The sequence below is a fragment of the Arenibacter sp. ARW7G5Y1 genome (assembly GCF_003201775.1).
In the GTDB taxonomy this organism is placed as follows: Bacteria; Bacteroidota; Bacteroidia; order Flavobacteriales; family Flavobacteriaceae; genus Arenibacter.
On the sequence record NZ_QJJZ01000022.1, the window covers coordinates 62,923 to 65,129 of the forward strand.

1 protein-coding gene is annotated in these 2,207 nt (G+C 35.7%); it reads right to left on the reverse strand.

Translation table 11 applies throughout. The features are described 5' to 3' along the window. Nucleotides 1-230: 230 nt before the first annotated feature. Nucleotides 231-1,496 (reverse strand): S9 family peptidase, encoded by a 1,266-nt coding sequence (locus tag C7972_RS21685; protein WP_110358265.1) that lies wholly within the window; start codon nucleotides 1,494-1,496, stop codon nucleotides 231-233. Between the last annotated feature and the right edge of the window lie 711 nt (nucleotides 1,497-2,207).

Consider the following 2,207-nt stretch of genomic DNA (forward strand, 5'->3'; position numbering starts at 1 on the left):
TAATTGTACGCAATAAGGCATAAGTCTTTATAATGTTTTTTAAATATAATCTCTATTTGTAAATTATTCTTATACACTTGGATTTATTAGAAATATATTGAGTTATATACTTAATTCGGCTTAATCCCGAAAGTGACTTTCCAATTCTTTTTGGTGAACATTGGTATACGATGACCAACCTTTGGTGCGTCCAGATAATTTTAAATGATTAACTGCCTTCCCTAAGAATTTTATTTTACCCACTTATCCGCCCATTTGATATATTGATTCCAATCGTAATCGGTAACATCGTGTTTTCCAGTTCTGATATGGTAGGAAACCACACTTCCAATCGGAGTATTGGGTTTTGGCAAAACTTTAGATTCAATTCCAATTTTCTCATATAGTTTATACACATGGGAAGCATAATAAGCGGAAAGAAATTCACCCTTGGGATCGGCCCATTGATCATCTAGAGCACTGGCTACATAAAGTGGTCTAGGTGCGATCAATCCCAAAAGTTCATGCTGATCTACAGGTAAGTCTTCTTCTTTATTGTTGTAATTTTTAAAATTATTGCAAAACCAAGCAGGAAAGGAATCATTGATTGCCGCAATAGTTTCCCCGAATTTCCTTTTGGATAATGCAGCGCCACCACATCCCGAATTGTTGGAGATTACCCCTGCAAACCTAGAGTCAGTGGCCCCCGCCCATAAAGCCGCCTTTCCCAAACGGGAATGTCCAAAGACTATTACGCTGGAAGCATCGATATCATCTTCCTTCTCCAGATAATCCATCGCACGGCTATAGCCCCATGCCCAAGCCGCAATTTTCCCCCATTCATCCGTTTTTGGATTTTTCTGTCCTTCCTTATAAAAGAGTGCATGAACACCATCGTCGAAATCATTCCTGTCGGGCGCAACCTCCCCACAGTAGATAGTCGCAATCCCGTAGCCAGCATCAATAAGCTTTCTTATAGGCCAACTGTTGGACTGTACTCCACGGGTGGACTCTGATGGTAAATGGGCTGATATGCCAAGAGATGTGGAAATTCTTGTCCAGGCGGTTGGTACGATAATATTTGGATCGGTGGAAATGGTATGGTTACCGAAAAAGTTATATTTCAAATAAATAGGAGACTTGTCAACATGTTTAGGGAGATATATCAAAATTACAAAACTAAGAGACATGCCTTGGTGATTAAACGTGAGCTTTACCTGTCTCCGTATAGCCCTCCCGTCTAGGGTGTTGTCGTCACCTTCTAAAATCTTTATACTCGAGATATCCAATTTTCCGGGTACCTTGCCATAAACTTGGTTTTTAAAAAAATGAAATATTTCTGGTCTACGGATTTCCATCCATTCTTGGGTGCTTTTAATTTCTTTGCCATCGAAAGTGGTTAGGGCGTTTGGCAGATTAAATAACGGTACTTTCGTTTCATCGTAGTTAGGGTTTGTTTGTGATAATGAATTAGGTATAAATTGTATAAGGAATATTAGGAGAAATAAGTTTTTCATGATTTGATTAATTAATGTGAATTAGTACTGAAGCGTTTAAGTATTAAAATGAATTTTCATACCGATTTAATCTAAATCACTAATTATTAAAATCGCATATTTACTTGATAAACAGATTTTTATAAGGAAAATATAAATCATTACCCAATTCAAATCAAAAAATGCTAAAACACTTCTCTGCTATTATGTTTACTGGGATTTTAACGAATCTAAATTCATTTAAGTATCACAACTAAATGTATATAACGAATTAAAAACTACCAATTTAGGCCGTAAGAATCTTGATTGGTTGCAAGGTAATTAATTGGTGGCCCAAACACTGCTCAATTATATTTTCCAGTATTGAAGTACAGCAGTTCCTTTCTTGAAGTTCCTTCCCTTGTCGGATAGTGCATTAAAAGTCGTTTTCTATTTTGAAAACTGGTGTTAGTAAGTTTAATTTTCATAAATTTGTGTATTATTAGTTGGTTGAAATGTTCAATTAACTATAATCATACCAAGGGGATAAAGCTTTATACTTTTGCGGGTTGAACTTTGTCCTCTTTTTTATTGTTTGTTTTTATTTAATAGGCACAGCGTGTTTGTTTTTTCATATTTGGGCGACAACCGGCTTTAACGTAAATCACAAATCAATCGTTATTTTAATATGATGGTTCTGTCGGTTATCTTATATTGATTTATTGAACTTGATTTCATAATCGTTAGAATCTC